The 24,776-nt window shown below is 61.7% G+C and carries 20 protein-coding genes, 1 other RNA gene and 1 pseudogene; 12 read left to right on the top strand and 10 right to left on the bottom strand.

What is annotated here, in order from left to right:
* Position 1 precedes the first annotated feature (1 nt).
* From RQI28_RS14010 to RQI28_RS13990, 5 genes are all read right to left on the bottom strand, one after another.
* Positions 2–1,297 (bottom strand): TRAP transporter large permease, encoded by a 1,296-nt coding sequence (locus RQI28_RS14010; RefSeq protein WP_311223864.1) that lies wholly within the window; start codon positions 1,295–1,297, stop codon positions 2–4.
* A 12-nt stretch (positions 1,298–1,309) separates the two neighbouring features.
* Positions 1,310–1,798, bottom strand: a complete 489-nt coding sequence (locus tag RQI28_RS14005) for a TRAP transporter small permease (RefSeq protein ID WP_311223865.1) — start codon at positions 1,796–1,798, stop codon at positions 1,310–1,312.
* Positions 1,799–1,926: 128 nt separating this feature from the next.
* Positions 1,927–2,901, bottom strand: coding sequence for a TRAP transporter substrate-binding protein (locus tag RQI28_RS14000; protein WP_311223906.1), 975 nt, complete (start codon positions 2,899–2,901; stop codon positions 1,927–1,929).
* 117 nt (positions 2,902–3,018) lie between these two features.
* The gene (locus tag RQI28_RS13995) at positions 3,019–3,969 is read right to left on the bottom strand and encodes an SMP-30/gluconolactonase/LRE family protein (protein ID WP_311223866.1); all 951 of its coding nucleotides are present in this window, start codon (positions 3,967–3,969) and stop codon (positions 3,019–3,021) included.
* Positions 3,970–3,977: 8 nt separating this feature from the next.
* Entirely contained in the window at positions 3,978–4,799 is an 822-nt protein-coding gene (locus RQI28_RS13990; RefSeq protein ID WP_311223867.1) for an NAD(P)-dependent oxidoreductase, read from the bottom strand.
* A gap of 63 nt (positions 4,800–4,862) precedes the next feature.
* Between RQI28_RS13990 and RQI28_RS13985 the strand changes: the two genes are divergently transcribed.
* The 6 genes and pseudogenes from RQI28_RS13985 to RQI28_RS19745 form a co-directional block, all read left to right on the top strand.
* Entirely contained in the window at positions 4,863–5,645 is a 783-nt protein-coding gene (locus RQI28_RS13985; protein WP_311223907.1) for a FadR/GntR family transcriptional regulator, read from the top strand.
* Between the two features lie 326 nt (positions 5,646–5,971).
* A complete protein-coding gene (locus RQI28_RS13980; protein ID WP_311223868.1) occupies positions 5,972–6,943 on the top strand; it encodes a tripartite tricarboxylate transporter substrate binding protein in 972 nt (323 codons plus the stop codon).
* Positions 6,944–7,035: 92 nt separating this feature from the next.
* The gene (gene kdgD / locus RQI28_RS13975; RefSeq protein WP_311223869.1) at positions 7,036–7,947 is read left to right on the top strand and encodes a 5-dehydro-4-deoxyglucarate dehydratase; all 912 of its coding nucleotides are present in this window, start codon (positions 7,036–7,038) and stop codon (positions 7,945–7,947) included.
* A gap of 133 nt (positions 7,948–8,080) precedes the next feature.
* Positions 8,081–8,533, top strand: coding sequence for a nuclear transport factor 2 family protein (locus RQI28_RS13970; protein ID WP_311223870.1), 453 nt, complete (start codon positions 8,081–8,083; stop codon positions 8,531–8,533).
* A gap of 940 nt (positions 8,534–9,473) precedes the next feature.
* Complete coding sequence (locus tag RQI28_RS13965) at positions 9,474–10,775, top strand: IPTL-CTERM sorting domain-containing protein (protein ID WP_311223871.1); 1,302 nt, start codon at positions 9,474–9,476, stop codon at positions 10,773–10,775.
* 290 nt (positions 10,776–11,065) lie between these two features.
* Positions 11,066–11,446: pseudogene (locus RQI28_RS19745) on the top strand (DNA/RNA non-specific endonuclease); the annotation flags it as partial.
* A gap of 92 nt (positions 11,447–11,538) precedes the next feature.
* On the opposite strand, the gene RQI28_RS13955 reads toward RQI28_RS19745, so the two are convergent.
* The 5 genes from RQI28_RS13955 to ompA all read right to left on the bottom strand — a co-directional run bounded on the left by RQI28_RS13955 (position 11,539) and on the right by ompA (position 14,638).
* Positions 11,539–11,721, bottom strand: coding sequence for a DUF3606 domain-containing protein (locus tag RQI28_RS13955; protein ID WP_311230431.1), 183 nt, complete (start codon positions 11,719–11,721; stop codon positions 11,539–11,541).
* Between the two features lie 389 nt (positions 11,722–12,110).
* Positions 12,111–12,497: a transfer-messenger RNA gene (ssrA, locus tag RQI28_RS13950) on the bottom strand.
* Positions 12,498–12,509: 12 nt separating this feature from the next.
* Positions 12,510–13,184 (bottom strand): HAD-IA family hydrolase, encoded by a 675-nt coding sequence (locus RQI28_RS13945; protein WP_311223872.1) that lies wholly within the window; start codon positions 13,182–13,184, stop codon positions 12,510–12,512.
* A complete protein-coding gene (gene ubiG, locus RQI28_RS13940; RefSeq protein ID WP_311223873.1) occupies positions 13,181–13,894 on the bottom strand; it encodes a bifunctional 2-polyprenyl-6-hydroxyphenol methylase/3-demethylubiquinol 3-O-methyltransferase UbiG in 714 nt (237 codons plus the stop codon). Before ubiG ends, RQI28_RS13945 begins: the two co-directional genes overlap by 4 nt.
* 81 nt (positions 13,895–13,975) lie before the next feature.
* Complete coding sequence (gene ompA / locus RQI28_RS13935; RefSeq protein WP_311223874.1) at positions 13,976–14,638, bottom strand: outer membrane protein OmpA; 663 nt, start codon at positions 14,636–14,638, stop codon at positions 13,976–13,978.
* 224 nt (positions 14,639–14,862) lie between these two features.
* Between ompA and gyrA the strand changes: the two genes are divergently transcribed.
* The 6 genes from gyrA to rpsA all read left to right on the top strand — a co-directional run bounded on the left by gyrA (position 14,863) and on the right by rpsA (position 24,732).
* Complete coding sequence (gene gyrA, locus RQI28_RS13930) at positions 14,863–17,511, top strand: DNA gyrase subunit A (RefSeq protein WP_311223875.1); 2,649 nt, start codon at positions 14,863–14,865, stop codon at positions 17,509–17,511.
* A gap of 111 nt (positions 17,512–17,622) precedes the next feature.
* Entirely contained in the window at positions 17,623–18,732 is a 1,110-nt protein-coding gene (serC, locus tag RQI28_RS13925; protein ID WP_311223876.1) for a 3-phosphoserine/phosphohydroxythreonine transaminase, read from the top strand.
* Positions 18,733–18,780: 48 nt separating this feature from the next.
* Positions 18,781–19,878: a prephenate dehydratase gene (pheA, locus tag RQI28_RS13920; protein ID WP_311223877.1), complete on the top strand. Its 1,098-nt coding sequence runs from the start codon at positions 18,781–18,783 to the stop codon at positions 19,876–19,878.
* Between the two features lie 69 nt (positions 19,879–19,947).
* The gene (locus tag RQI28_RS13915; protein WP_311223878.1) at positions 19,948–20,835 is read left to right on the top strand and encodes a prephenate dehydrogenase/arogenate dehydrogenase family protein; all 888 of its coding nucleotides are present in this window, start codon (positions 19,948–19,950) and stop codon (positions 20,833–20,835) included.
* A complete protein-coding gene (locus RQI28_RS13910; RefSeq protein WP_311223879.1) occupies positions 20,835–22,856 on the top strand; it encodes a bifunctional 3-phosphoshikimate 1-carboxyvinyltransferase/cytidylate kinase in 2,022 nt (673 codons plus the stop codon). Before RQI28_RS13915 ends, RQI28_RS13910 begins: the two co-directional genes overlap by 1 nt.
* 190 nt (positions 22,857–23,046) lie before the next feature.
* Positions 23,047–24,732 carry a 30S ribosomal protein S1 gene (rpsA, locus tag RQI28_RS13905; RefSeq protein ID WP_311223880.1) on the top strand — a complete coding sequence of 562 codons (1,686 nt, stop codon included), beginning with the start codon at positions 23,047–23,049 and terminating at the stop codon, positions 24,730–24,732.
* Positions 24,733–24,776 lie beyond the last annotated feature (44 nt).

Raw genomic sequence — 24,776 nt, 5'->3', positions numbered from 1 at the left:
ATCATTTGACGACCATGAACAGGCTGGGCAGCCAGGTGGAGAACACGGGCACGAACGTGACGAGCCCCAACGCGAAAATCAGTGCGCCATAAAACGGCCAGATGGTGCGCATCACCGTGCCGACCGACACCCCGCCGATGGCGCACCCCACGAACTGTGTGGTGCCAACCGGCGGCGTGTTGAGCCCCAGCGCGCAATTGACCAGCATCACGATGCCGAACTGCACCGCCGTCATGCCGTATTCCTGTGCGATCGGCAGGAAGATGGGCGTGCACAGCAAGATGGTGGCGGCCATGTCCAGGAAGGTGCCCAGCACGAACAGGATGACGTTGATCAGCAGAAAGATCATCCACGGCGTGGTGGTGATCTCGGACAGCATCTTGCCCGTCAGCTCGGCCACGCCGTACAGGCTGATCAGGTAGCCGAAGGTGCTGGAAATGCCGATCAACAGCAGGATGACGCCCGTAGTGCGCACCGCCTTCGAAGCCGCCTTGATGAAGTGTTCCCACTTCAGCGTGCGGTACAGCAGGATGGTCAACGCCAGCGCGTACAGCACTGCGACGGCGGCCGATTCGGTCGCTGTGAAGATGCCCGAGAGAATGCCCCCCAGGATCAGCACGACGATGAACAGACCCGGCAGCGCGGCAGCAAAAGAGCGCGCCACGATCTGCCAGCCCGGGAAGGTGCCCTTCGGGTAGCCGCGCTTGACGGCCACCAGATAGGCCGCTGCCAGGTTGCTGATGGTGAGCACCAGCGCCGGCACCAGCGCAGCCAGAATCAGCGCCGCGATGGACACCTTGCCGCCCGCCGCCAGCGCATAGATGATCAGGTTGTGGCTGGTGGGCATGAGCGCACCGACCAGCGCCGCATGCGTCGTCACGTTGACGGCGTAGTCGGCGTGGTAGCCCTCTTTCTTCATCATCGGGATCATCACCGCGCCCATGGCGGACACGTCGGCCACCGGCGAGCCGGACACACCGCCGAACAGCGTGCAGGCCACCACGTTCGACATGCCCAGGCCGCCGCGCACGTGGCCGATCAAGGCGCGCGCAAAGTTGACGATGCGGTCGGCAATGCCGCCGTAGAGCATCAATTCGCCCGCGAAGATGAAGAACGGAATGGCCAGGAACGAGAAGATGCCCATGCCGGACGTCATCTGCTGAAAGCCGACTTCGAGTGGCAGGCCTTCATACAGCAACGTGGCCAGCGCAGACAGGCCGATGGAAAACGCCACCGGTACGCCCAGCAGCAGGAACACCGTGAACGAGATGCTCAGGATCAAAAGTGGAATGGTCATGGCTTGTCTCGATCAACCCCAGGCAGGTTCGACTTCGCGGCCTTTGGCCAGCGCAATGATGTGCTCGATGGAGAACATCACGATGAGGACGCCGGCAATGGTGGCCGGCACGTATTTCCAGCCTTCGGAGATCCACAGCGTGGGCAGGCGATAGCTCCACACCGATTCGGCCAGCGACGCGCAGCTCCAGGCCATGACGGCGCCGAAGATCATGATCAGCACGTGGATCAGGTATTCCATCTTCAGGCGCAGCCAGTCGGGCGCCAGCACCAGGAACGATTCGAGCCCGATGTGGCCGGCGTCACGCACGCCCACGGCCACGCCGAACATGGTGACGTAGATCACCAGCAGCAGCGCCAGGCTTTCCGCCCAGGTGGGCGTGTTGTTCATCACGTAGCGGCCGAACACCTGCCAGCTCACCGCGCAGATCACCGCGACCAGGCCGATGATGCCCAGCCACATGCACGCACGCGCCAGCGCACGACACAGTCTTGTGTACATAAAATTTAAGTGAAATATGCCGGTAGCGCCCGTCCACCAAGCGCTATCAGCTATTAATTCAGGAGCAAATCACCACCCTGCCCCGCACACTGGGCCGCAGACCCGAATGCAGCGGGCAGGTGGGCGAGTCACTTCGTGTCCTGGACGCGCTTGACCAGATCCTTGAGCTTGGCGTCGGTGATGAATTTGTCGTACACCGGCTTCATCGCGGCCTGGAACGGGGCCTTGTCGATCTCGATGATCTCGGCGCCGCCGGCCTTCACGATCGCCAGCGACTTGATCTCGCGCTCGGCCCACTGCTTGCGCATGTAGGGCACCGATTCCTTGGCCGCCTGGCGGATCCAGCCCTGCTCTTCAGCCGAGAGGCGGTCCCAAGCGCGCTTGGAAAAGAGCAGCATTTCCGGCGCCATCGAGTGTTCGGTCTTGGTGTAGTACTTGGCCACTTCGAAGGCGCGTGCGCTTTCGTAGGTGGGGTAGTTGTTTTCGGCCGCGTCGATCAGGCCGGTCTTCAGGCCGGTGTACACCTCGCCCATGGGCATGGGCGTGGCGTTGGCACCCATCGCCTCGATCATGCTCACCCACAGGTCGGACTGCTGCACGCGAACCTTCAGGCCCTTCATGTCGGCAAAGGTGCGCACGGCCTTCTTGGCGGTGAACATGGAGCGCGCGCCGCTGTCGTAGAACGCCAGGCCCACGAAGCCCTGCTTTTCGCAGCTCTTCAAGATCTCTTCACCGATCGGGCCGTCCAGCACCTTGTGCAGATGGTCGACCGAGCGGAACAGGAACGGCATGGTGGGCACCTGCGTCTCGGCGCAGATGTTGTTCATGGGGGCGATGTTCACGCGCACCATCTGCAACGCGCCGATCTTGGCCTGCTCGATGGTGTCCTTCTCGTTGCCCAGGGCGCTGTTGTTGAACACCTTGATGGTGTGCTTGCCGCCGGACAGCGCTTTCAGGCGCTCGCTCATGAACTTCACGGCGGTGACGGTGGGGTAGTCGTCGGGGTGGATGTCCGCCGAGCGGAACTCAGTGGCGCCTGCGCCGGGAGCCATCAGGCCCATTGCCAGGGTGGCCAGCGCGGCCAGGGTGGCCTTGAATTTCAATTGCTTCATGTTGTCTGCCTCTGTGGTGTGGTTTTGAATGAAGGACGGTCGCAAGAAAAAGCCGGGGGAACGAGAAAAAGAGAAAAGGAAATCGATGGGTCGCGCGCGTGAATTCGTTCAGGCAGCGAATCGAAAACCGGGCTCAGGCACACCTTGCACACCAGGACGCAGCGCGAACACGCCGCCAGCCAGCGGCTGGTCGGACAGATCGACGCCAGCGAGGCGGATCGACGTGACGTAGAGCGTGTCCATGGCCGGGCCACCAAAGGCGCACATCGCGGGCTTTTTCACCGGCACGGCCAGCGACCGGTCCAGCCGGCCGTCGGGCGTGAAGCGGTGCACCAGGCCAGCGTCGTTGCCGCAGATCCAGTAGCCGCCGTCGACGTCCACCGCGGCGCCGTCGGGGCGGCCCGGCAGATCGGTCATGTCGGCAAACAGGCGCCGGTTGTGGGGCGTGCCGGTGTCGGTGTCGTAGTCAAAGGCCCAGATGGCCTGCACCTGCGGGTGCGAGTCGGACAGATACATCGTGCGGCCGTCAGGGCTGAACGCGATGCCGTTGGGCACGATCAGCTCGCCCAGTTCCAGGTCGGTCAACCGGCCCGATGCGGCCTCTTGCTCACCGTAGCGGTACACGCGGCCCACCCGGGCAGCGGCGCCCATGTCTTGCAGCATGGTGCCGGCGATGAAGCGGCCCTGGCGGTCGCAGCGGCCGTCGTTGAAGCGCATGCCGGAACGTGCGTGGGGCGCGGCGGCCAAAGAGCGCGCGGCGAGTTGGTCGACTGCGCCATCCAGCGGCACATCCAACAGGAAAACGCCGCTTTCGAGGCCGGCGATCCACTGGCCCGGCGCGCCACCTTCGACAGCTGCCATGCAGGCCAGCATTTCGGGTGCACGCCATTGCTGATGCACCGGCGGCTGCTGGGCCATCGACCAGCGGTGCAGAACGCCCGCGGGAATGTCGGCCCAGTAAAGAGATTGGTCGTGCGCGCGCCAGACCGGGCTTTCACCCGTGGCGCAACGCGCATCCAGCACCAGTTCCGCGTCGTGGGCGGCAGTGGCATGGGCCATGGCAGACCTCAACTTTCGAACGGGCCTTGGGCGGTGAAGGCTCCGCCCTGGTAGACGGCGCCCGGGTCGTCGGCTGCCGGTGCGGGCTGGGCTTCGACCTCAGCGCGGAAGCGCTCGGAGCTGTCTTTGGGCTGATAGCCCAGGTGCGCGGCTTCTTTGTTGTCCCACCACTTGTCGCGGTTGTCGGACGCGCCGAACACCACGGTGTGGCCCACGTTCGGCGTGAAAAGCGCCTTGTCCACTAACTGCGTCAGGTCGTCGTAGCTGAGCCAGGTGCTCAACATGCGGCGGTCGCGCGGCGCAGGGAATGATGAGCCGATGCGCAGGCTCACGGTTTCGATCCCGTAGCGGTCGAAATAGAAGCTGGCCATGTCTTCGCCGAACGCCTTGGACAGGCCGTAATAGCCGTCGGGCCGCTTGGGTGAATGCGCGTCGATGCGCTCGGTCTGCTTGTAGAAACCGATCACATGATTGGAGCTGGCGAACACCACGCGGCGCACGTTGTGGCGGCGCGCAGCCTCATAAATGTGGAACACGCCCTTGATGTTGGCTTCGAGAATCTGCTCGAAAGGCCGCTCGACGGACACGCCACCCAGGTGAACGATCGCGTCGCAGCCGGCCACCAGTGCATCGACGGCCGCCTTGTCGGCCAGGTCGCAGGCCACGATTTCTTCAGTCGCCTGGCTTGCGCCGCTGGCAGGCTGGAGCGGCGAGATATCGGAGAGGCGAACAATGTCCGCGAAGGCGCCCAGGCGCTCGCGCAGCACTTGGCCCAGACCTCCTGCGGCGCCGGTCAGAAGAAGACGATGAACTCGGTTTTTTTGACTCATGAAGCAGCTTTGGACAATTTGTTATATGTTGTCGTACAACGTAAGGGGGATTATCATCAGACCATGAGCACGTTGCCAAAGGGATTACCCGCATACCCACAAGAAGCTGTCGCGGCAGTGCCTCTGGCACCTCCGCCGCGCCGCATTCGCGGGCTGGCAAACGTGCTGGTAGAAGACTTCTGTGGGCAGATTCGCGACCATGCGCTGAACCCCGGCGACAAGCTGCCCACCGAATCGGAGTTGATGCGCGTGCACGACGTGAGCCGCACCGTCGTCCGGGAGGCGCTGTCGAAAATGCAGGCCGCTGGTTTGGTGGAAACCCGCCACGGCATCGGCACCTTTGTGCTGCCACCGCGTGCCGGGGGCGTCTTCCGGCTGGATCCGTCCGAGTTGGCCGCATCTGTCGACGTACTGGCGGTGCTGGAACTGCGCATCAGCCTGGAAACCGAATCCGCCGGCTTGGCGGCCCAGCGTCGCACGGACGAGCAGTTGGCTGTCATGCGTAGCGCGCTGGATGACTTCGCGCGCAGCATGGCCGAGGGCGGAGATGCCGTTACGCACGACTTCCGCTTTCATCTGCAGATTGCGCAGGCAACGGGCAATCCCTATTTCGCCGACATCATGAATCACCTGGGCACCACGCTGATTCCGCGTACGCGCATTTCGGCCATTCGCAACGCACCGCCCGGTGACGCTTACCTGCACCGGGTCAATCGCGAGCATGAAGAGATCTACATGGCCATTTCCCGGCAAGACCCGGAATCGGCCCGTGCCGCGATGCGCATCCATCTGACCAATAGCCGCGAGCGCTTGCGGCTGGCACAGGAAGCCGCTAAGGCAAGCTGAGGTTGGAGGCACGGATTGCCGCACGGCCTGCCGGCACCGCTAGTTCTTCAAGACCTCAAACAGTTATAGAGATGCCGTCAGGACGTGTCGCATGGCAAGCCCACCATGCGGGCACCGCATCACCAAATTTTTGGTCAAAATGGCCTCTAGCGCCCGTCCATAAAGCGCTTACAGCTATTCTTTAAATAGCAATCCGAGCCAGGATGCCGAGCAATCCTGGCTGGCACGTGCAGCCTTTCTCACCGCACTTCTACGGGATTTCACTCACTTGTTGCTGCCTGATCTTTAGTTGTATGATGACCTACAACTTAATTCAGGAGACATCAATGACTTTGAATCGCCGTCTGGCCCTGCTGGGCTCCGCTGCATTGCTGTGCGGCACCGCCGCCATCGCACAACCAGCTGCCTGGCCCAGCAAGCCGATCCGCCTGATCGTGCCCTACCCACCAGGCGGCAGCTCGGACATCATTGCGCGCTCCATCAGCCAGCCGCTGTCCGATCTGCTCAAGCAGCCTGTCATCGTCGAAAACAAGCCGGGTGCCAACGGCAACCTGGGCGCGGACTTCGTATCCAAGGCCCAGCCTGATGGCTACAGCCTGCTGCTGTGCGACGTGGGCGCGTTGGCAATCAGCCCATCGGTCTACACCAAGCTGCAGTTCAATCCTTCCACCGACCTGCGTGGCGTGACCATGCTGGCCTACTCGCCTCACCTGCTGGTGGTGCATCCTTCGGTCAAGGCCAACAACCTGAAGGAACTGATCGCCCTGTCCAAGACGGAAGACCTGAACTTCGCCGTCACGGCCACCGGCAGCGCCCCCCATTTGGCCGGCGTGGCACTGGAGCGTGCCAGCGGCGCCAAGTGGCAATACGTGCCATACAAGGGCGGCGTCAGCGCGATCCAAGACACCGTCGCTGGCCAGACCCAGATCCTGATGAACGGCATGCTCGCCACCCTGCCCCACGTGCAAAGCGGCAAGCTGAAGATTCTGGGCGTGTCCAAGTCCACCCGCATGCCGCTGATCGGCGACGTGCCCACCATCGCCGAGCAAGGCATCACCGGTTTCGATTCGGGCACTTGGCAAGGCATTCTGGCCCCCAAGGGCACGCCTGAAGCGGTGATTCAGCAACTGAACAAGGCGCTGATCACCGTGATCCGCGCGGCTGAGATCCGCTCGCGCCTGGCCGGCCAGGGCGCCGAAGTCGTCACCATGACGCCTGCCGAGCAAGACCAGTTCTTCGCGAAGGAACGCGCACGCTGGGCCAGCGTGGTTCAGGCAGGCAACATCCGCCTGGATTGATGAGTGCGCGGCCCGAACGAGGGCCGCTCATTCCACCCCTTTGCTTCTACCCTTTCCGTTTTTCTCGTCTTTACCCACTACAGAGCGCAGTCATGCAACCTCAAGAACTCAAGACCATCATGGGCTCCGGCCTGCTGTCCTTCCCAGTCACCGACTTCGACGCGCAAGGCGAATTCAATGCGAAGTCGTACGCCGCGCGCCTGGAATGGCTGGCTCCGTATGGCGCGAGTGCGTTGTTTGCTGCAGGCGGAACGGGTGAATATTTCTCCCTGGCTGGCGACGAGTACCGCCAGGTCGTCAAGACCGCTGTCGACACCTGCCGCGGCAAGGTGCCCATCATTGCCGGCGCCGGCGGCCCTACCCGCACCGCCATCGCCCATGCACAGGAAGCCGAGCGCCTGGGCGCCCACGGCATTCTGCTGCTGCCGCACTACCTGACCGAAGCCGGCCAGGAAGGCCTGATCGAACACGTGGCACAGGTGTGCAACAGCGTGAAGTTCGGCGTCATCGTTTACAACCGTGACCGCACCAAGCTAACGCCCAACTCGCTGGCCATTCTGGCCGAGCGCTGCCCGAATCTGATCGGCTTCAAGGACGGCGTGGGCAACATCGAAACCATGTCCTCCATCTTCATGAAGATGGGCGACCGCTTCTCCTACCTGGGCGGCCTGCCCACGGCAGAGGTCTATGCAGCCGCCTACAAGGCACTGGGCACGCCGGTGTACTCGTCGGCCGTGTTCAACTTCATCCCGAAGACCGCGATGGACTTCTACAAGGCGGTGGCTGCCGACGACCTGCCTACGCAGCACAAGCTGCTCAAGGAGTTCTTCATGCCCTATCTGGAAATCCGCAACCGCGTCGAAGGCTACGGCGTCAGCATCATCAAGGCCGGCGCCAAGATCGTCGGCCACGATGCAGGCCCCGTGCGTGCACCCCTGTCTGACCTGAAGCCTTCCGAAGTGGAAGAGCTGAAGGCTCTGATCGACAAGCTCGGCCCTCAATAAGGCCCACAGCCCCCAGTCATGCAACCGGCCCGTTTATCGGGCCGGTTGTCCGTGCAAATCATGAAACCGAGAGACGCGCGCACGGGCGCGTTTTGCATTTCCAATAGAAAACACACACCAGGAGACAGCAACCATGTTCAAGTTCAAATCACTCATCGTCGCAGCCGTTTGCATTGCAGCTTTGTCCGCTTGCTCGACAGCGCCACAAACGAGCGCCTCGTCCGAGTCGGAAGTCGCCACCGCCGCAGAGCGACTGCGCATCGCGATGATCGACCCCACGCCTGCAGCCCTGGGTGAGTTGGTGGCCAGCGACCTGAGCTACGGCCACTCGGGCGGCCGCGTGGACACCAAAGACAGCTTCATCGCCGACTTGGTCGCAGGCCGCTCCGACTTCGTCACCGTAGTCATCACAGACCAGACCATCAAAGTGGTCGACAACGTCGCCATCGTGCGCCACACCCTGACGGCCGACACCAACGACTCGGGCAAACCCGGCAAGGTGCAGATCAAGATCCTGGGCGTCTGGCAAAAGCAAAGCGCGAAGTGGAAACTGCTGGCACGGCAGGCTGTTCGTGTGGCGCAGTAACCGTTGATCGGTTCTGACAGCCCAAATAAAAAAGACGCCTACCAAGTTGGTAGGCGTCTTTTACTAGGTGGTGGCGCTAGCGGCACTTGAACCCGCGTTCGACCCTGAGCGGGCGCGGTTCGAGCGCCAATCAGTGCGAAATCGGTGCGATTCTGAAAGCCTCGCCAAACACTGCCAGACACCGATTGCGTGTTGGGCATGTCTCGACGCTATTCGATTTCGTACAGTCCGAAAAACTGAGCATGCAATGCAAGCAGGCGCTACGCCAAGGTTTCGGCATCATCGCGCGTGGGCGAAATCGGTGTGGTGCCGATGCTGACGTGCTCGTCCCAGATGTAGAAGCCCCAGGTCAGGCAGGCCCTTGAGCCACGCAACTGCCTACAGCACGCACACCGCGAATATGCACCACTGCTGCGCCTTCCATGCGGGATAGAACCAGAAGGGCTGACCTAGGATGCAGAAGATGCAAGCCCACCGGCGCCACGACTCCGCCCTGGCCTGGCCTGAGATAGCCAAGCGGCGAAGGCGCCCAGCACATCGATGGCCACCTGGACCATCAGCCAAGCCGCTCGTCGAAATACGCCTCATCCACGTCACCGGCCAGGGATAGAACCAGCTCGCGCGTCTTATCGGTCGCCCGTCGCCACTGATCTACAGCCCCCGCTTCTGCGGTCGAGATGACGTCAGCCCTATCCTGTGCGCAGATGAGGCGAAAGGCGGCGGCCACATCCCTGGGAAAGCCATACGCACGCTCAAATTTATGGGCATAGCGAGTTGCGGCCGCGATCTTAGCTTCCGTTGGGAGGGACGAAGGCGCAACGCAACGCGGCAAGAAGAAGCGGTGGGTCCATGAGCATGCTGGTATTGAATACTGGTTAAATTTACAGCTTCTCAATCCAAACGCCAACCCATCAGTCGCCCGGACCGAGTACTCAGCCAAATGCAGCAAAGCTGGTCCGAGCAGAAAGGACTGCTCAATCCAAGGCAGAGCGCCGTCTTACAGCAACTATTCGTCATTCAATTGTTTCCTCACAGTACCTCACAGTGCGAATCGATAGCATCCAAACCCTATTCAATTCCACTGCAAGAGAACGTGAAACTCAACCGCCATTTCCAAGCTCTCTCTGTTTTGCTGCTCTGCGCAGCGGGAAGCACCCACGCAGACCCATTCGTTGAGACGTTTGGGGCGACTGCCACTCGTCAGCCCTCTCCTTATGTGCCTCAATTTGCCGCCAGCGGCACGGTGAGCTATTACAAATTCGCCAATCCCAACGGTGACGCCGACGAGAAGGCGGTACTTGACGGGCATTACACCGTCCTGGATCCATCATTGGTGATCGCGACCGGCGGTGGGAGTTGGTGGCAGAACGGCCAGACAGGCCCTAGCGCCGGGCTCCGCGACCACACCGGCGCAGGCGCGCCCGGTGGAGCTGTTCTGGTGGTGAACGCAGGCAATACACAAAATGCCATCTATCGCCGTATCGCAACGCTTCAAGCGTCCACCACCTACACCATGGTGGCATGGCGCTACATCGTCGGCGGACCTACAGACCTGTCATTCGAAGTGCGTGAGCCCGACGACACCGACGGCCTGAGCCTGTCGCCCAGGACGACCACAGCGGGAATCACTGAAGCCGGTCAATGGGTTCGTTTAAGTTGGACTTTCACTACCGATTCATGCGGAACCCGACAATATGCAGTCAGTATTCGGAACAATTCCATAGTGACCAGCGGCAACGATCTGTTCCTGGATGACATCTCGCTTCAGCCCGACCCTGCCGGGGTTGTACAGGCAAACTTGCCTTGTTCCAACTCGTCGGTTCCGACGGTCACTGCATCCAATGACTCCGGCTCAACTCCGCCTGGACAGCCAGTAACCATTAATTTGGTTGACAACGACACATCGTCAGCTCCTGGTACTGCCCCGCTCGCGAACCCGACGCAAGGACCAGTCGCCTCCCAAAATGGCACGGTTACTTTCAACCCAGATGGCACTATCGTCTACACGCCGAATGCTGGCTATACCGGCACCGACACCTTTTCGTATAGCGTGTGTACTGTAGCCTCGACCACGAATCCCACCCCTGCGTGCTCGACGGCGACCGTCACTATCAACGTCGCAGCTGCGCCTGCGGCTCCGAGTGGGACCAGTGCTATCCCTACCCTTTCCGAGTGGAGTCTGCTACTGCTCACGTCGGTTGTCGCCATGTTTGGCATTGCTCGAGCCCGGCGCCATCGCTGATCTTCGCAATGACAATCGAAGCCCGCAATATCGCGGGCTGCCGAGCTTGGGCGGGCTCCTGGTCGCATTGAGCCGATAGAGCCAAACGACAAGCATTTACAGGAAAGTCACTGAGCCCGGCGCGCGTCGCGCTGCTCCTCCATGTCCAAGATCTGATCGACCTGGCTAGCCACCTCTGCGTACTTCGCGCGGCAGATGGCTATCTGCCCGGCGGCGTCGCGCTCGCTGGCGTAGCCGGCGCCGTCCGCGTCAGTTCCAGATCCGGCAGCGGCTGCGGTCGCATTCACAGGTTGGCCGACAGCGGCTCGCAGGCCAAGGCCGCCGGCGCGTTTGCCGATGCCCTCGAGCGAGAGCGCAGAACTGGGCGTTTACAAAGGCCCTGGCTGGTCGCAGGGCCACACGCTCCCGCTGGTGACAGGGGCACGCGCGAGGCGATGGCGCAGTCGTTCAGACTGGCCAACATGATGTCGCAGAACCCGAAGCAGAACGGCATGCCTTGGGACAAAATCGAGGAAGGCACGCGGCGCTATGTGATGCGCGCCCGCGCTAACGTGTATGTGGTAACAGGTAAGGTTTTCCAGCCAAGTGAGCAGCGCACCGGCGTCCGTGGAGTGGCCGTGCCGTCGCGCGTCTTCAAGCTGGTGTTCGATCCATCCATCGGCAAGAGCTGGGCGCACGGGCAGCAGAACGATCCGAGCGCGCAGAACTGGCCAAGCGCACCGGCATGCAGTTGCTACTGGGCGCCCAATCGCACTGAAATGCACTATTTGCGCCGACCTTGGAGGTGTGCGCGAACATCATCCGCCGAGTTGCCTACAGCTTTGACCGCAGCGTGCAATTCCTCCTCGCTGCATTTGACCGACTGAGTCCAGTCACGCACTTCGTAGTCTTGCTCCAAGCTGATAAAGCGGCGGTCCTGGCCGGTTTTTGTTGGGGCGTCAGACATGCTTTGCTCCTGAGTTGTGAGCGATCCTAGAAAACACAAGCGCAGCGGGCTGTAGGACGGCTCCGCTCCGGCGGTGCGCCATTGAGGCCGGTGCGGGTACGTCTTCGAATGAGATTAACTTTCGCAGCGAACAAATTTAAGGACGCAGCAGCATTCGTGGATACGGCGCCAGGGCTTGAGTCGTGATCGGGCATGCATCTTACCCGCCGACGCTCTCGCAACTTTTGATGGCGCTTCGCGCGCAAATGCGTTGATCCTCACCAGCCGAGCGTGATGATCGGTGCGATTTCCGTGCGAATTCGGTGCAAATCCTGCGACACCGCAAAACACGCACAGGCAAGAAAAAACCGCCACAGCCTGGGTTCTCCAGAGTGTGACGGTGTCTTGAGTGGTGGAGCTGGCGGGAATTGAACCCGCGTCCGCAAGCCTTCATCGGGCAGATCTACATGTTTAGCGGTCTGATTTAAATCTCGCTAACGTTGTCGCGCAGTCGCACGCTACAACGTCCGCCAGCACCCTATTTTCTCGCTTCAATCCAAGGTACCCGGATCAAAGCCAGCCCATGTAATTATCCTTGCAGCCGGGAGGTGCTGATTGCTCAGAACCCCCTTGCCCAGCCCATCGGCCAACTGTTGCAAGGCTCACTGGCAATTAAGCAGCGAGTGCGAAACGTTCGTCGTTTGCAGTTAGTTTTTTGAATGCAGATTTACGAGCGCCAATCAAGCTCGACATGCACCACACCGATTCCGAACCCACGTCGAAACCAGGGCAGCCCCAAGCCTCGTATCTTAGTCCAGTCCCAGCAGTTTCAAGAGCTCGAGCGGAGATTTAATGGACTCGTGTGCGCCCCAAGTTTGCGGCGCCTTCGCGCCCAGATAACCATAGGTAGCCGCGACAGTTCTCATTCCCGCAGCCAAGCCGGCCACGATATCTCTTTCATCGTCGCCAACGTAGATGCAATGCTGAGGATCCACTCCCAAACGGCGGGCAGCTTCGAACAGCGGCTCAGGATGTGGCTTGGAAAAAGGAGTCGTATCTCCACTCACCACCGCGCCCGCTGACTGAAAAAGGGGCATCGCCTGTACCAACGGCTGGGTGAATCGCGCAGCCTTGTTGGTTACCACCCCCCACAAGATGTGTTGCTGCTGGAGTCGGACAATCAATTCTGACACCCCGTCGAACGCATAGGTTCCATCCAGAATACGGGCCTCGTAATTGAAGAAGAATTCGTCTCTGAACACAGCGAATTCAGGATGCTCGGGCGTCATTTCGAAGGCCACCGACAGCATGCCTCGCGCGCCCGCACCTGCAAAAGGCCGGTAGCTTGCCAGAGGCAGCGATGACAATCCCCGATCCACACGCAACTTATCTGCCGCCGCACCGAGATCTGGTGCACTGTCGATCAGTGTTCCGTCCAAATCGAACAACACTGCCTTCACATCGTCGAAGCCTGCGTTGCTCATTGGTGGGGACGCCTTGTCGCAAAAAGATAATTCACACTGGTGTCAGCACTAAGCCAATACCGACCTGTGACCGGGTTGTGTTCGAGCCCACGTGTCTGGACGACATTGAGCTCTGAATTGCGGCATGCTAAGGCTAATTCTCTGGGCTTGAGAAACTTTGCATACTCGTGTGTGCCTTTCGGCAGCATTTTGAGCAAATATTCAGCTCCTACGATGGCAAGCAAAAATGCCTTGGCATTTCGATTAATGGTGGAAAAGAACACCCACCCTCCCGGTTTCACTAACTGTGCGCAGGCCTTGACCACCGATTCAGGGTCGGGTACGTGCTCGAGCATTTCCATACAAGTCACCACGTCAAAAGAGCCTGGCCGCTCAGCAGCTAGCGTCTCGACGCTGACTTCGCGATATTGAACCCGAGGCGTTTGAGTTTCCAGTGCATGCAGCTGCGCAACGCGCAAGGCTTTAGACGCGAGATCAACGCCAGTCACGTGCGCACCGCGCCGAGCCATGGAATCAGCCAGAATGCCGCCGCCACAGCCGACATCCAGCACGATCTGATCCGTCAAAGGGGCTAGATGATCGATCCACTCCAGCCGCAGGGGGTTGATCTGATGCAGAGGTTTGAATTCGCTATCGACATCCCACCAGCGATAAGCCAATTCGGAAAATTTGGCCAACTCGGCAGGGTCGGCATTGACGTGTTCACTCATGGCTTTGATTGTCCCATCAGAAAAAGCGGAGCATAAAAAAAGCCCCGTTTCCGGGGCTTTTTTGGATCGACTGAATATCGATTAGTTGGAGGCGCGGGTGCCGACCACTTCGATTTCAACGCGACGGTTCTTGGCGCGGCCTTCCTTCGTCTTGTTGTCAGCGATAGGCTGCTTTTCGCCCTTGCCTTCGGTGTAGACGCGGTTACGTTCGATGCCCTTGGAAACCAGATATGCCTTGACAGCTTCCGAACGGCGAATCGACAGTTTCTGGTTGTACGCATCGGTGCCAACGGAGTCGGTGTGACCCACGGCGATGATAACTTCCAGATTGATGCCCTTGACCTTGGAGACCAGGTCGTCCAACTTGGCCTTGCCTTCAGGCTTCAGCACGGACTTGTCGAAGTCGAAGAAAGCATCAGCAGCGTAGGTAACCTTGGAGGCCACTGCTGGAGCTGGAGCTGGAGCCGGTGCTGGTGCAGCAGCTGGAGCCGGTGCGGCTGCAGGAGCAGGAGCGGCAGCCTGAACAACCAGAGCGCCGTCGCAGCCGACAGCGGCCGTGGCGGGGGTCCAGTTGGCATCGCGCCAGCAGAGTTCGTTGGTGCCGTTCTTCCAAACCAACTCACCGCTGCCGTTTTGCCAGTTGTCGATGACCTTGCCGCCGTCAGCTGCCTTCACTTGAGCGCCAGCCGAGGTCGCGATTACGGCAGAGGCCAACAACATCGCCACTTTGTTCAGTTTCTTCATGGTTCTCCTCTTGGGGAAAAAGCCGCAGCCGCGCTGCGAATCAGGGACGTCCTCAGTGACCATCACTAAAAACGTTGATTTGATTGTGCCATACGTAACAACCCAAAGACGGTTTAGACCGGGTGGGCACCGTAGGACAGCAGCGCAATGGCGCAGATATGTTGCAAACCCGCGACACAGTCTTGGAACTAAAATGAAACTCCATTGCCGCCACCTTCCCCGCCATGACCCAGTTCGCAAAAGAAACCCTTCCAATCAGCCTAGAAGAGGAAATGCGGCGTAGTTATCTAGACTACGCCATGAGCGTAATTGTGGGTCGCGCCTTGCCCGATGCGCGGGATGGCCTGAAGCCTGTGCACCGCCGCGTGCTCTTTGCGATGCACGAGCTCAACAACGACTGGAACCGTCCTTATAAGAAGTCGGCTCGTATCGTAGGCGACGTGATCGGCAAGTACCACCCCCACGGCGACAGCGCGGTTTACGACACGATCGTTCGCATGGCACAGGACTTTTCCCTGCGGCACATGCTGGTGGACGGTCAAGGCAACTTCGGATCGGTGGATGGCGACAACGCCGCTGCCATGCGTTACACGGAAATTCGGCTCGCCAAGATCGCACACGAAATGCTGGGCGACATTGACAAGGACACGGTCGATTTCGGCCCCAATTACGACGGCAGTGAAAGAGAACCGCTGGTTTTGCCCAGCAAGCTGCCAAACCTGCTCGTCAACGGTTCGGCGGGTATCGCGGTGGGCATGGCCACCAATATTCCTCCGCACAACCTCAATGAGGTGGTGGATGCGTGCCTGCACATGTTGCGCAATCCTGAGGCGACCATCGACGACTTGATGGAAATCGTGCCGGCGCCCGACTTCCCTACCGCCGGCATCATCTACGGCATCAACGGCGTCAAAGATGGCTACCGCACCGGGCGGGGCAAGGTCATCATGCGTGCACGCTGCCACTTTGAAGACATCGACCGCGGCCAGCGCCAGGCGATCATCGTTGACGAATTGCCCTACCAGGTCAACAAGAAGACGCTGCAAGAGCGCATGGCCGAGCTGGTGCACGAGAAGAAGATCGAAGGCATCAGCCACATCCAGGACGAGTCGGACAAGTCCGGCATGCGCTTGGTGATCGAGCTCAAGCGCGGCGAAGTGCCAGAAGTAGTGCTGAACAACCTGTACAAGCAGACGCAGCTGCAGGACACTTTTGGCATGAACATGGTCGCGCTGATCGACGGTCAGCCGCGCTTGTGCAACCTGAAGGAACTGATCGTCGTCTTCCTGCAGCACCGCCGCGAAGTGGTCACGCGTCGCACGGTGTTCGAGCTGCGCAAGGCACGCGACCGGGGCCATGTGCTTGAAGGCTTGGCGGTGGCGCTGGCCAATATCGACGAGTTCATTCGCATCATCCGTGAATCGCCCACGCCGCCAGTCGCGAAGGCGGAGTTGATGACACGGTCCTGGGACAGCACTTTGGTGCGTGAGATGCTGACCCGCACGCGTGAGGACGGCGGCGTGATCAACGCTGACGACTACCGCCCTGAAGGGCTGGAGCGCGAATTCGGCATGGGCCAGGACGGCCTGTATCGCCTGTCGGACACACAAGCGCAGGAAATTCTGCAGATGCGCCTGCAACGCCTGACCGGGCTGGAGCAGGACAAGATCGTGGCCGAGTACAAGGACGTGATGGCGGTCATCGAAGACCTGCTGGACATCCTGGCCAAGCCCGAACGCGTGTCGGTCATCATTGGCGACGAGCTGGGCCACATCAAGCAGGAGTTCGGCCAGTCCAAGCTCGGCGCCCGCCGCAGCGTGGTGGAATACAGCGCGCAAGACCTGTCCACCGAAGACCTGATCACGCCCACCGACATGGTGGTGACGCTCTCGCATACCGGCTACATCAAGAGCCAGCCGCTGTCTGAATATCGCGCGCAAAAGCGTGGTGGACGCGGCAAGCAGGCCACGGCGACGAAAGAAGACGACTGGATCGACCAGCTTTTCATCGCCAACACGCACGACTACATCCTGTGCTTCTCCAACCGCGGCCGGCTCTACTGGCTCAAAGTCTGGGAAGTGCCGGCCGGTTCACGTGGATCGCGCGGCCGCCCCATCGTCAATATGTTTCCGCTGCAGGAGGGCGAGAAGATCAACGTCGTGCTGCCCCTGACCGGCGACATGCGCACCTTCCCGGCCGACCGCTACATCTTCATGACAACCAGCATGGGCACCGTGAAGAAGACAGCGCTGGACGACTTCAGCAACCCTCGTAAGGGCGGCATCATCGCCGTCAATCTGGACGACGGCGACTATCTGATCGGCGCTGCACTGACCGACGGCAAGCATGACGTCATGCTGTTTTCTGACGGCGGCAAGGCTGTTCGCTTCGACGAAAACGATGTTCGCCCGCTGGGCAGGCAAGCGCGCGGTGTGCGCGGCATGACGCTGGAAGAAGGCCAGAGCGTGATCGCCATGCTGGTGGCCGAAGACGAAACGCAGAGCGTTCTCACGGCCACCGAAAACGGTTATGGCAAGCGCACCAGCATTGTCGAATACACCCGCCACGGCCGCGGCACCAAGGGCATGATCGCCATCCAGCAAAGTGAGCGCAACGGCAAGGTCGTCGCCGCCACGCTGGTGCGTGCGGATGACGAAATCATGCTGATCACCGACAAGGGCGTGCTGGTGCGCACGCGCGTGTCCGAGATCCGCGAACTGGGCCGCGCCACGCAGGGCGTGACCTTGATCGCGCTGGACGATGGCTCGCAACTGAGCGGCTTGCAGCGGATCGTCGAAAACGACGCCAACGCACCAGAGGCGGATGCCGAATCGGACGACTCCGGCGTACCACCCGCTGCAGGCGACGCCTGATCGGCCACAGGCAAGCCTCTCATCGCGAGAATCTTGCCTGCTATTAAAATAGTAGCTATAAGCGCTTATTAGATAAGCGCTACAGGCTTTTTTGACTAGTAATCTTCGACCATGAACCGCCCCTACAACTTCTCTGCCGGCCCAGCCGCCATTCCCGTCGAGGTGCTGCAGCAAGCCGCTGCAGAGATGCTGGACTGGCACGGCAGCGGCATGGGCGTGATGGAGATGAGCCATCGCGGCAAGGAGTTCATCGCCATCTACGAGCAGGCCGAGGCCGACCTGCGCGAATTGCTGGCGGTGCCGCCGGAATTCAAGATCTTGTTCATGCAAGGCGGTGGGCTGGCCGAAAACGCCATCGTGCCTTTGAACCTGTCTCGCGCAGCGCCGGTGGACGTGGTGGTGACCGGCAGTTGGAGCCAGAAGTCGCAGAAGGAAGCGAAGCGGTATGCGTCCGAAGTGCGCGTGGTTGCGTCTGGAGAGAGCAGCGGCTTCACCACCCTGCCCGACCCTGCCACATGGCAGCTCAGCCGGGGTGCGAGCTACCTGCACCTGTGCAGCAACGAGACCATCCACGGCGTCGAGTTCCAGGAACTGCCCGACCTGCGGGCGCTGGGAAGCGATGCGCCCTTGGTCATCGACTTCTCCTCGCACGTCGCCTCGCGCCCGGTCGACTGGTCGCGCGTCGGCCTTGCCTTCGGCGGCGCGCAGAAGAACCTTGGCCCTGCCGGGCTGACACTGGTCGTCGTGCGTGAAGACCTGCTGGGCCATGCCTTGCCGATCTGCCCCAGCGCCTTCGACTACAAGGTGGTCGCGGACAACCAGTCGATGTTCAACACCCCGCCTACCTGGGGCATCTACATCGCCGGCCTCACTTTCCAGTGGCTCAAGCGCCAGCGCGAAGGCGATGCCACTGGCGTGGCCGCGATGGAACTGCGCAACATCGCCAAGGCAGCGCGGCTGTACGACTACATCGACCAGTCGCAGCTGTACTTCAACAAGGTGGCGGTGAACGCCCGTTCGCGCATGAACATCCCGTTCCTGCTGCGCGATGAATCCCGCAACGAGGCCTTCCTGGCAGGCGCCAAAGAACGCGGCCTGCTGCAGCTCAAGGGCCACAAGTCCGTGGGCGGCATGCGTGCCAGCATCTACAACGCCATGCCCATCGAAGGCGTCGAGGCCCTGGTGTCCTACATGCAAGAATTCGAGCAGAAGCAGGCTTGAAAAAAGCCTGAGACGGCAGCTGCCACAAGCCCTTTCCATTCCCATCCGATGTCCACTCCGCAAGCCTCCCCCGATCTCTCCAGCCTGCGCTTGCAGATCGACAACATCGACCAGCAACTGCTGACGCTGCTGAATCAGCGCGCACTGGTGGCCGAGCGTGTCGGTGAAGTCAAGAAGCGTGAAGGCACGCCGTTCTTCCGCCCGGACCGGGTGGCGCAGGTGATCGACAAGATCCAGACGGCCAACCCGGGCCCGCTCAAGGGGCCGCACGTCGCCGCCATCTGGCGCGAAATCATGTCCGCCTGCCTGGCGCTCGAGGCCCCGCAGCGCGTGGCCGTGCTGGGCCCTGCCGGCACCTTTTGCGAACAGGCAGCGGTGGAATTCTTCGGCGGCGCAGCCGACCTGATGTATTGCGCCAACTTCGACGAGGTGTTCCACGCCACGGCAGCGGGTAGCGCACAGTACGGCGTGGTCGGCGTCGAGAACTCGGTCGAAGGCGTGGTCACGCGCTCGCTCGATCTCTTCCTGCACACGCCCTGCCACGTGGTGGGTGAGGTCAGCCTGCTTGTACGCCACAACCTGCTGCGCCAGTCCAACACGCTCGAAGGCATTGAGGCCGTGCTCGCCCACCCGCAGGCGCTGGCGCAATGCCAGGGCTGGCTTTCCAAGCACCTGCCGCATGTGGAGCGCCGCCCCGTGTCCAGCAATGCCGAAGGTGCACGGCTGGCCGCCACCAACCCGGCCTGGGCCGGCATTGCCAGCGAACGCGCTGCCTCGCAGTTCGGCCTGCACATCGTGTCGCATGCCATCCAGGACGACGCCTACAACCGAACGCGCTTTGCCATCATCTGCCTGCCGCACACGCTACAGACTCCGCCGGCCAGCGGCAAGGATTGCACCAGCCTGGTCATCTCTGTGCCCAACCAGCCCGGCGCTGTGCACGACCTGTTGGTGCCGCTGAAGACGCACGGCGTGTCCATGACGCGCTTCGAATCGCGCCCGGCGCGCACGGGCCAGTGGGAGTACTACTTCTACATCGACCTGGACGGCCACCCCACGCAGCCTCACGTAGCACGCGCGCTGGAAGAGTTGCGCAGCCTGTGCGCTTTCTACAAGGTGCTGGGTTCCTACCCGGTCGCACCATGATCCGCACGGCTTTCTTTGCATGCCGCCCGTGGGGTGCGGTGTCTATGTGCCCGCGCGCGGAGGACCAGCATGTTTGAGCAACTCGGGCTCATCGGCTGCGGGCTGATGGGCGGCTCTTTCGCGCTTGCGCTCAAGAAGGCAGGCCTGGTCAAGCGGGTGGTGGGCTACAGCAAGTCACCCTCCACCACCGACCGGGCGCGGCAGTTGGGCGTGATTGATGTCGAGGCACCCTCTGCGTTGCTGGCGGTAGCCGGTGCCGACATCGTGCTGCTGGCCGTTCCGGTGGCCGCGACCGAATCCACGCTCAAAGCCATCAAGCACCTGGTCACGCCGCAGATGCTGATCATGGATGTTGGCTCCACCAAGGCCGACGTGGTGCAGGCTGCGCGCCAGGCGCTGCGCGACCAGGTCGGCTCTTTCGTGCCCGCTCACCCCATCACCGGCCGTGAAGTGTCGGGCGTGGAATATGCCGATGCCGAGCTGTACAGCGGCCGGCAGGTCATCCTGACACCGACCGAGCGCACCCTCACCGCCCATATCCAGCGCGCCGAAACGCTGTGGACCGCGCTGGGTTGCCGCGTACAGAGCATGTCGCCCGAATCGCACGACGCCGCCTTCGCCGCCGTCAGCCACCTGCCGCACATGCTTGCGTTTGCGATGATGAACAGCATTACGGCACAGCCCGAAGGTGACGACATTCTGTCGCTGGGCGGTCCGGGCTTTCGCGACTTCACCCGCATTGCCGCCAGCGATTCCAAGATGTGGCGCGACATCCTGCTGGCCAACCGCGACGAATTGCTGGTACAGGCCAAGCTCTTCAAGCAGGCACTCGGCGACTTCGAACAGGCCATGCAACGGGGCGACAGCCAGGCGGTCGAGGACATGATCACGCTGGCCAGCGAAACCCGCACGCACTGGCGCATGGGCGCGCAAAGATCGAACAAGACCGCCTCCTGATGTACACCACCGCTTTCCTCGATCTTCCCCCGCTGGCTTCCGCTGGCGGCATCGTTCAGTTGCCCGGCTCCAAGAGCATTTCCAACCGCGTCCTGCTGCTCGCGGCGCTCAGCCAAGGCACCACCAAAGTCCATGACCTGCTGGCCTCCGACGACACGCGCGTCATGCTTGACGCGCTGCGCCAGATCGGCTGCGACGTGCAGCAAACCGGCAGCACCGTGCGCATCACCGGCCTGGGTGACCGGGCTCCGCAGTCGCCCGCCCGCCTCTTCTTGGGCAATGCCGGCACCGCGATGCGGCCGTTGACGGCAGCGCTGGCTTTGCTGGGTGGAGAATTCGAGTTGTCGGGCGTGCCGCGCATGCACGAGCGGCCTATTGGCGACTTGGTGGCCGCACTGCGCCAGCTGGGCTGCCACATCGACTATCTGGGACAGGACGGCTATCCGCCGCTGCGCATCGCGCACCGCGCGGGTGTGCCTTCGCTCTCTCTGACAGAGCCCATCCAGGTCCGCGGTGATGTATCCAGCCAGTTTCTAACGGCGCTGCTGATGGCGCTGCCACTGGTGGCTCGCACCCAGGACATGGTCATTGAGGTGGTGGGCGAGCTGATTTCGCGGCCCTACATCCACATCACGCTTGAGCTGCTGGCACGCTTCGGTATCGCGGTGAAGCACGACCAGTGGCAGCGCTTCACTATTCCCGCGGGCAGCCAATACCAGTCGCCGGGCAGCATACACGTAGAGGCCGACGCATCGTCCGCTAGCTATTTCATAGCACTTGGCGCCCTTGCAGCGGGCGCTACAGGCCAAAATGACCTCAAGGTGCTGGGCGTAGGGCAGAATTCGATCCAGGGCGACATCCGCTTCGTCGAAGCCGCCCAGGCCATGGGCGCGCAGATCGACAGCGGCCCCAACTGGCTCTCCATCCGGCGTGGCGCGTGGCCCCTCAAGGCCATAGATCTGGACTGCAATCACATACCCGATGCCGCCATGACGCTGGCCGTTATGGCGCTGTACGCCGACGGCACCACCACGCTGCGCAACATCGCCAGTTGGCGCGTCAAGGAAACCGACCGCATCGCAGCGATGGCCGCCGAGTTGCGCAAGCTGGGTGCCACGGTGGAAGAAGGCGCGGACTTTATTAGCGTCACGCCGCCTGCCAAGCCGGGCGACTGGCGTGCGGCCAGCATCCACACCTATGACGACCATCGCGTGGCGATGTGCTTTTCGCTCGCGGCGTTTAACCCCGCCAAGCTGCCCGTGCGCATTCTCGATCCGCAGTGCGTGGCCAAGACCTTTCCCGATTACTTCGAAGCGCTGTTCTCGGTCGCGCAGACGCCTACCGAGCGCATTCCGGTGATCTGCATCGACGGCCCTACCGCCTCGGGCAAGGGCACGGTCGCAGCCGCCGTGGCGCAGCAGCTGGGCTACCGGTTCCTGGATTCGGGCGCGATGTACCGTATCGCAGCACTCGCCGCTGTACGCGCGGGCCTGCAGATCGATGCGGAACATGAGCCTCGCATTGCCGACCTGGCGCGCGCCCTGCCCGTTCGCTTCGACGCTGGCCATGTGTGGCTGGGCGAAGACGACGTGACGGACGCCATCCGCACCGAAGAGGCCGGCATGAACGCTTCCCGCGTGTCCGCGCTGCCCCAGGTGCGCGAGGCACTGGTCGAGCTGCAGCACAGCTTTCAGCAGCTGCCGGGCCTGGTGGCCGATGGGCGCGACATGGGCACGGTGATCTTCCCGAACGCAGAGTTGAAGGTATACCTGACAGCCAGTGCCGCCTGCCGGGCTGAACGCCGCCATAAACAATTGATTTCAAAGGGAATTTCGGCTAACATAGCCGACCTTCGCGCCGACTTGGAGGCGCGCGATGCCCGGGATAGCTCCCGGCCGGTCGCGCCCTTGAAGCCAGCGCGGGATGCCTTGGTGCTGGACAATTCCCTGTTGACGATCAATGAGGCCGTCGAACAGGTGGTTGCCTGGTGGCAGGAGCGCCAGCCCTTCGCTGCACCGTAGCGCATGGGCCAGCACTGTAGGGCGTGAAACCGCCCTGCACGGGCCCACCGAGCCCCCGCCGCGCTGTCAGCGCCCGGCTCGTGTGGTTCTCAACCGAACCGCGGCTCCCAAGCCGCAAAACCTCCGCAGGCAGCCTTAGAAACGATGGCAATGGTGCTGTCGGAAACCTGTTTGCGGCTCTAGGAAATACATGTCTGAATCTTTTGCCGCCCTTTTTGAAGAGTCGTTGACGCGCACCGAAATGCGCCCTGGCGAAGTCATCACCGCTGAAGTCGTGCGCGTTGAGCACAACTTCGTCGTGGTGAACGCAGGCCTCAAGTCCGAAGCCTACGTGCCGCTGGAAGAGTTCAAGAACGACAAGGGCGAAGTCGAAGTCCAGGTGGGCGATTTCGTCTCCGTGGCCATCGGCTCGATCGAAAACGGTTACGGCGACACCATCCTGTCGCGTGACACCGCCAAGCGCCTGGCCTCGTGGCTGGCCCTGGAAAAGGCCCTGGAATCCGGCGAGTTCGTCACCGGCACGACCAGCGGCAAGGTCAAGGGCGGCCTGACGGTGCTGGTCAACGGCATCCGCGCCTTCCTGCCAGGCTCGCTGATCGACACGCGTCCGATCAAGGACCTGACGCCTTACGAAAACAAGACCCTCGAATTCAAGGTCATCAAGCTCGACCGCAAGCGCAACAACGTGGTGCTGAGCCGCCGCGCCGTGGTGGAAGCGTCGATGGGCGAAGAGCGCGCCAAGCTGATGGAAACCCTCAAGGAAGGCTCCATCGTCCAAGGCGTGGTCAAGAACATCACCGAATACGGTGCGTTCGTGGACCTGGGCGGCATCGACGGCCTGCTGCACATCACCGACATGGCATGGCGCCGCGTGCGTCACCCCTCCGAAGTGGTGACGGCTGGCCAGGAAATCATGGCCAAGATCCTGAAGTTCGACACCGAAAAGAACCGTGTCTCGCTGGGTCTGAAGCAAATGGGCGACGATCCATGGATGGGCGTTTCGCGCCGTTATCCATCGGCCACCCGCCTGTTCGGCAAGGTCACGAACATTGCCGACTACGGCGCATTCGTGGAACTGGAACCCGGCATCGAAGGCCTGGTTCACGTGTCCGAAATGGACTGGACGAACAAGAACATCGCTCCTTCCAAGCTCGTGTCGCTGGGTGACGAAGTCGAAGTCATGGTCCTCGAGATCGACGAAGACAAGCGCCGCATCAGCCTGGGCATGAAGCAGTGCAAGGCCAACCCATGGCAAGAGTTCGCGCAGAACACCAAGCGCGGCGACCGCGTCAAGGGCCCGATCAAGTCGATCACCGACTTCGGCGTGTTCGTGGGCCTGGCTGCCGGCATCGACGGCCTGGTTCACCTGTCCGACCTGTCGTGGAACGAAGCCGGTGAAGCCGCTGTCCGCAACTACAAGAAGGGCCAGGAAGTCGAAGCCATCGTGCTTGCTGTGGACGTGGACCGCGAACGCATCTCGCTGGGCATCAAGCAGCTCGACGGCGACCCATTCACCACATTCGTGACGGTGAACGACAAGGGCCAGACAGTGACCGGCAAGGTCAAGACCGTGGATGCTCGTGGCGCTGAAATCGATCTGGGCGAAGACATCATCGGCTACCTGCGTGCTTCGGAAATCTCCCGCGACCGCGTGGAAGATGCCCGCAACGTGCTCAAGGAAGGCGACGAAGTCACGGCCGTGGTGGTAAACGTGGATCGCAAGACCCGCAACATCCAGCTGTCGATCAAGGCCAAGGACATGGCTGACGAACAAGGCGCCATGGCCAACCTGTCGCAGCAATCGACGCGCGAAAGCGCCGGCACGACCAGCCTGGGCGCCCTGCTGCGCGCCAAGCTGGACAACTCCGAGAAGTAATCAGCCACTGCGGCACACACCCGCCGGCGCATGCCGGCAGGTCA

Source organism: Acidovorax sp. WCS2018Noco2-16 (assembly GCF_031843945.1).
Taxonomy (GTDB): domain Bacteria; phylum Pseudomonadota; class Gammaproteobacteria; order Burkholderiales; family Burkholderiaceae_C; genus Paracidovorax.
This window is presented reverse-complemented; position numbering and strand designations above follow the sequence as displayed.